Below are 5317 nucleotides of genomic sequence, written 5' to 3' on the forward strand. Positions count from 1 at the left end.
ATGCATGCACTACCGTATCCGTCCCAGCCCAAGAAGTACTTCTGGGATGCCTACGATGCGTACATCGCGACCGAGACGAGTTCGTGGCTTTCGGTCATCGGAACCGTGCAGTCCGATCGAGTCACGTGCCAAGCGGGTCAGCTCTGCAAATTCCTGGGATAGGTTCTAGCGCCGCGCAGCTGCGCGGATAAGTCGCTAATCGCGCTCGCCGATCCTCACGAAGGCGTAGTTGGCCGGGTTCGCTGGCCGGGTCTCTGGCGCATTTTCGAATGCGTCAGAGACCGCTCGCCAGCGCTTCATTTCGCTTTGAAGCGTGCGGATGGCTCCCTGACGGAACGCGATTGTTGCCAGCTTTCYCGGATCTTCCTCTGGAAGACTCTTCTGGAGCGAGTCGATCTCCCTCTCGTGCTCAGCGATCTCGTACCCCACCTGCTCGCTGATCTGCTCACACAGCAACGCAAGGAGGTCTGAGCGCGGCGCAGCCTCCGTCATCATCTGCACTGCGCGTTTCAGCTCAGAACTCGATCCAAACATGAGTCAGCCCCTTCTCTCTGCGTCACACTCATTCAACACGAGGCCCATCTCCGGCGATCCACTTGCCTGCAGAACCACCAATGCTCAGCTCGGACTGATGACGTGTGTCGCGGACTCGACGTCTGGACGTCAGCGGTTCGATAGTGTGCGCCGCATGGCAGAGCGTGCCCCGTCGTGGATCGAACTCATGGGCCGCCATGCGGCATCGTCGTCATTGTTCATCTCCGCCGTGCTGCGCTACGAGTCCCGTCCCGACGACAGCGATACGGCGCAGGCCGGCGAGTTCACGCTTCGATACGGGCCCGGTGAACGATGGCGCATCGACCGCGCCGGCCACACCGTCTACGTTCGCAATCCCCGGACCACATTCCTGCGGGAGGGCGAGGAGATGCGCCGTCTTCCCGGCTCATTCCACCTGCTGGACCTCGGTCCAGTCAGCCCGCTCGACATCGTCGGCCCCGACACGCTGCTACACAACCTCAGCCGCCGACTCGTCCCGACAAGAACTGCTACTTCCGTCGTCATCGACGGCCGCCGAGGATGGGAGCTGACCCTGGTCCCTGACACCGGCGACCCGGGCCGGTTGACGGTGGTGATCGATGACGCGACCGGACTACTGATGCGGCTCGACTCGACCGAGAACGAACTGGCCACAACCCTCACCGACGTCGAAGTACACGACACACTTCCGGCATCGACCTTCACCTGGGATGGGCTGATTGCCGCCGTGCCGCCGGACCCAGCCGATCCACTCACCACACTCGGACAACGCCGCGAGGTCATCAGCGCCGTCGCGTCGGCTCTCGAACACCGCGAGCAGGTCTTCCACGCGCTGGCAGACAGCGCCGATACCGACGCCGCCCGCGCCGAGCTGATGAACCTGCTCGATGTGACCACAACCGGCGCCGACGCCATCCTCGCCATCCAGCTGCGGCGGCTGAGCCGTCAGGAACGCACACGAATCCTCCGTGAACGCGACGACCTCGTCGCTGAGTACCGCCGACTGTCGTCTGGATCCTGACTTCGGCCGTGGCGGCGTTCGGACAACGGTCGCTACTGAGGTCGATCACAACCGTAGACATGTGCACACCACTACTGACATCCGTGCAGTCGACTTCTGAAACTGACAACGACCTCGACCAGCGGCCGGCGCAGGCGTCCCGGTAACCGGTCCTACATTCAGTCCGGGAAAGGTGGCCTATACCGGACTCGAGCGCACCCGGACTTACAAAGTCTGGAACTCTTCCAGACTTCCGTGATCTGGAGACCTCCTTAAGCGTGATTGCCGACCGGTAGACCTATCCAATCCGCATGCAGCCCACCACGCTCCGCCATTGGTGAACATCCCTCTCTTCTCTCTACTCTTCTCTTCTCTCAACCAACCGCTCCAACCATTCCATCCATCCCTCCCTCTCCATTGGCGCGGCGATGGAGTCGTTCTCCTCGCGGCTCCAGAAGAACGTCCTCGACCGGCAGCTCTGGGCCACCGCGACAAACTGCGACTGGCGATCATCCGCTTGATTCAACGCACTTGCCACCGCCGATGCAGCCAACGCGACCTCGGACGCCTGGCTCCTGTCGAACATGTGACCCTCAACCAGGTCCCACTCGCCGCCTGAACCTCTACACCCCGCGAGTCAACTGAGCTCAGGACAGGCGCTCGTAATCTCGCGACGGGGTGGGGGTCACCCGTTACCGGCGGGTCAGGGGTGATGATGAGAAGTGATCCGGAGCGGATGCATTCGACCGCGAATCGGGTGGCCACATTGGCTGACGAATTCTGGGACGATGTCGAGAATCTCCGCCGCGAGGCCGAGAACCTCATGGAGGACGACTGGGCTGGCGATGCGGCTGACACCCATGCGGCGCTGTGGGCGGAGTGGGTCGATTCGGCGCGACGTGTGTCCGTGGCGCTGAGCGGCGACGCCGGGTTGCTGCACCAAGCAGCAGACGCTTACACGAATGCCGACAACCGCAATGCGCGCGAAGCAGACAGTCTCAGGCTGGAGCTCGACGCCTGATGGCAGGCTACGTCGCCAACACAGAACAGATTCTCGCGCTTGTCGAGAAAGCCCGCCGAATCGGTCGACAATTCGAGCAGCGCATCGCCGAGGTTGAACGTGAAGTTGCTGCGCTACATGTTGATTGGCAAGGAGATGCCGCCGATGCGCATCGAGGTAAGGCCGCTACCTGGCACCGCGAAATGATGGATATGCAGACCGCCTTGGCTGCACTCGAGACCGCCACACAGAGCGCGCATGACAGGTACATTGCAAATGTCGAGCACAACATGGGGATGTGGCCTTGATGGCCCCGATCACCATGGACGCCTCACTGCTGGCCGATGCGGCGGAACTGTACGGAACAGCACAAGCCAGCGGGCAGGAAGTGGCTATCACTCTCGCGGCGGTGCTCGACGCGAACTGGGGCTGCGCCGGGAGCGACAGCGCGGGCGCCACTTGGGCAGCGAGCTACGATCCGGCGGCATTCGACGCTATCGCCGCGGGGACCGACATCGTCAACGCATTCGGCAAGATGCACGATCTCCTCGCCTTCACCGCCCTCAACCACGAAAATGTCGAGAAGGCCAACAAGAATCCCCCGGAACCCCCGGACGGACCGCCGCCACAACTCCCGAGCAGCACGTCGCCAACCTTCAAGGGAGCGTTCGGCGGTGACACCGACGAGCCGTTCGGGTGGGGCTTGGTCAGCAGCTGGCTACAAGGCCACACGTGGCCCAACGGAGACCCCGACAAGCTGCGGGCGCTCGGCGATGCGTGGCGTGCCGCCGCGAAAGGACTCCGGAGCGCAGGAGACGAGACCGGATCGGCATTCCCCCTCCTCGAGGACATCGTCTCGGGCGAGATACCTCAGGCTTTGGCACAGATGGACTTGGTATTCACCGACACCGAGCAAGTGGCGGCCCAATACGAGAGTCTCGCGTCGTCTTGTGAGGACTGGGCCGACAAGATAGAGGACGCTCACCACAAGATCCTCGCAATCCTCGCCGGCGCCCTGGGTGCAGGCCTCATCATCGGGGGCATCGCGGGCTTCTTCACGGCCGGGACCGGGGCGGCGGCCGCTGCAGGTGCAGCCGGCAGTGCAGCCGGAGCATCCATCGTCACGGTCCTCATCACCTTCGACGCCGCGGCCGCGGCCGCAGTAGGCGCGACGGTTGCCGCCGGTGTCGCAATCGGTGGAGTGGCCACCGACCTACAACCCTTGCTCGAAGCAAACCCGACCACGTTCAACTCGACCACGACTAGCGGCGGGGGTGGAGGCGCACACAACTACGTCACGCCGCCGAAGAATCTGTCGGGATTCCCTAATGCGCGGCCAGCGAAACGACTCGGCCACCGAAAAAGATGGCAAGACGACAAGGGAAATACGTACGAGTGGGACTATCAGCACGGCGCGATCGAGAAATACGTACGAGTGGGACTATCAGCACGGCGCGATCGAGAAATATGACAAGAACGGAAAGCATCAAGGCGAGTATAATCCCGACACCGGTGCGCAAACAAAGCCAGCTGATCCGAAACGTAGACCGGAGCGATGAACCATATGTGGTATTTGGAGGCTTTCGACAGGGAGTCCGCGCTGCAAGTTCGTGACTATGCCATGCCCGGATTGAACACGGCCACGCTGAAGAAGCTACTCAACCTCGGCGACACCGTGGAAATTGGCGGGGTTAAGTACCCACTCGAAGCGGGGGGTTACGACATTCCACCAGAAACGCTCCCCAGCTTCGCGGAGTACATCGACGAGACCTTCAAGCTTGACGATTCGCAGGATTACCAGGTTGGGTTCTACGATGAATGACGCCGACCAATTCAGGCCGACGTCAGGTTGAACCGTTCGGATATAGATCACCTGCGTCGCTCGTTCCTGAGTTCGGAAAGTACACCGACGAACCACGGACGTTAGCCGATTCCCGCGACCGCCAAGTCCGACCATCCCGTGAGAAAGCACGATTGGTCGGACGAAAATACTTCTTTCAGGAGTTTGCAATGGAGTACTTGGATGAGTGGAACGCTGCACAGCGTGCTGCTGTTGCCAGCTGGCGGCGGAAGAACAAGTCACTACGTGAAGCACTGGCTGAGATCAAGGTTCGAACCAATTCTCGCAACGGTGAACTCAGTATCGCGGTTGACGCACAGGCCAAAGTCACCGACGTCCGTCTCACGCCACAGGCACTACGCCTCGGCGACGTCCAGCTGAGCAACCTGTTGCGGGACACAATTCAGAAGGCACAGGCAGAGGCTGCGCAGAGAGTCGAGGAGGTCGCGCGCCCGTTCACCGGTGATCGCGACTCTCTCGCAGCGAGAAAGTTTGTCGACGAACTGCTGAACGACGACTGAAGCCGTCGATCGGGTCGTCGCGGCAATCGTCGAGCGCCGTCCTCCACCAAGGCTCGTTCATGGCACATCGCAGAATCCGTCGGGAGCACTGAACCGGACCGAGTTCAATACAGACCGAGTCCCGACCGACAGACGCGCATGCCGTCTTCCTCATGCGTCAGCATCACTATCAAATCGTTCCGGCCGACATCGAGAACTTGCCACTGCGCGCAGACTCGTCCGCGATCAGCTGGCATCGGCATTCGGCCCATCCACATTTGTGTGATTAGGGGCGCCTTAGCCTCGATCTTTCGTGAGCGCGGCGTGCCGGCCTGATCGAGTTCGGATTTCTTGTCCCGGTGATGGTTCCGGTTTCCGGACGTGGCGGGGTGGCCGACGCGGTCGGGTTGCGTCGGGGTCCACGGCCCCGAATGATGGTGCTC

Annotated in this window: 9 protein-coding genes and 1 pseudogene; 8 read left to right on the forward strand and 2 right to left on the reverse strand. The window is 61.7% G+C overall.

The features are described from left to right. Positions 1 to 195: 195 nt before the first annotated feature. Positions 196 to 534, reverse strand: coding sequence for a hypothetical protein (locus AB4Z09_RS28600; protein ID WP_442241333.1), 339 nt, complete (start codon positions 532 to 534; stop codon positions 196 to 198). A 154-nt stretch (positions 535 to 688) separates the two neighbouring features. Here AB4Z09_RS28600 and AB4Z09_RS28605 point away from each other — a divergent pair, with 154 nt between their 5' ends. From AB4Z09_RS28605 to AB4Z09_RS28640, 8 genes and pseudogenes are all read left to right on the forward strand, one after another. Next, positions 689 to 1555, forward strand: a complete 867-nt coding sequence (locus AB4Z09_RS28605) for a hypothetical protein (protein ID WP_442241334.1) — start codon at positions 689 to 691, stop codon at positions 1553 to 1555. 401 nt (positions 1556 to 1956) lie between these two features. Beyond that, positions 1957 to 2153 (forward strand): annotated as a pseudogene (locus tag AB4Z09_RS28610) (IS3 family transposase); the annotation flags it as partial. Between the two features lie 96 nt (positions 2154 to 2249). After that, the gene (locus AB4Z09_RS28615; RefSeq protein ID WP_181818756.1) at positions 2250 to 2555 is read left to right on the forward strand and encodes a WXG100 family type VII secretion target; all 306 of its coding nucleotides are present in this window, start codon (positions 2250 to 2252) and stop codon (positions 2553 to 2555) included. Beyond that, on the forward strand, positions 2555 to 2842 hold the full coding sequence (locus AB4Z09_RS28620; protein WP_114721448.1) for a WXG100 family type VII secretion target: 288 nt from the start codon (positions 2555 to 2557) through the stop codon (positions 2840 to 2842). The genes AB4Z09_RS28615 and AB4Z09_RS28620 overlap by 1 nt, the downstream gene beginning before the upstream one ends. Continuing rightward, the gene (locus tag AB4Z09_RS28625; RefSeq protein ID WP_442241335.1) at positions 2842 to 4005 is read left to right on the forward strand and encodes a WXG100-like domain-containing protein; all 1164 of its coding nucleotides are present in this window, start codon (positions 2842 to 2844) and stop codon (positions 4003 to 4005) included. Before AB4Z09_RS28620 ends, AB4Z09_RS28625 begins: the two co-directional genes overlap by 1 nt. After that, positions 3992 to 4093: a colicin E3/pyocin S6 family cytotoxin gene (locus tag AB4Z09_RS28630; protein WP_442241337.1), complete on the forward strand. Its 102-nt coding sequence runs from the start codon at positions 3992 to 3994 to the stop codon at positions 4091 to 4093. Before AB4Z09_RS28625 ends, AB4Z09_RS28630 begins: the two co-directional genes overlap by 14 nt. Next, a complete protein-coding gene (locus AB4Z09_RS28635; protein ID WP_114721446.1) occupies positions 4090 to 4356 on the forward strand; it encodes a DUF7683 domain-containing protein in 267 nt (88 codons plus the stop codon). Before AB4Z09_RS28630 ends, AB4Z09_RS28635 begins: the two co-directional genes overlap by 4 nt. Positions 4357 to 4544: 188 nt before the next feature. Beyond that, complete coding sequence (locus AB4Z09_RS28640) at positions 4545 to 4895, forward strand: YbaB/EbfC family nucleoid-associated protein (RefSeq protein ID WP_181818755.1); 351 nt, start codon at positions 4545 to 4547, stop codon at positions 4893 to 4895. 104 nt (positions 4896 to 4999) lie between these two features. Here the strand turns inward: AB4Z09_RS28640 and AB4Z09_RS28645 are convergent. Beyond that, positions 5000 to 5317: hypothetical protein (locus tag AB4Z09_RS28645; protein ID WP_442241336.1), on the reverse strand; the 318-nt coding region annotated here is incomplete at its 5' end.

Origin of the sequence: Rhodococcus sp. TAF43, assembly GCF_052113525.1 — a bacterium.
Classification (GTDB): domain Bacteria; phylum Actinomycetota; class Actinomycetes; order Mycobacteriales; family Mycobacteriaceae; genus Prescottella.

Coding starts and splice junctions, on each gene's coding strand:
- AB4Z09_RS28605 (WP_442241334.1), top strand. CDS start 689: ATGGCAGAGCGTGCCCCGTCGTGGATCGAACTCATGGGCCGCCATGCG.
- AB4Z09_RS28640 (WP_181818755.1), top strand. CDS start 4,545: ATGGAGTACTTGGATGAGTGGAACGCTGCACAGCGTGCTGCTGTTGCC.
- AB4Z09_RS28635 (WP_114721446.1), top strand. CDS start 4,090: ATGAACCATATGTGGTATTTGGAGGCTTTCGACAGGGAGTCCGCGCTG.
- AB4Z09_RS28620 (WP_114721448.1), top strand. CDS start 2,555: ATGGCAGGCTACGTCGCCAACACAGAACAGATTCTCGCGCTTGTCGAG.
- AB4Z09_RS28615 (WP_181818756.1), top strand. CDS start 2,250: ATGAGAAGTGATCCGGAGCGGATGCATTCGACCGCGAATCGGGTGGCC.
- AB4Z09_RS28625 (WP_442241335.1), top strand. CDS start 2,842: ATGGCCCCGATCACCATGGACGCCTCACTGCTGGCCGATGCGGCGGAA.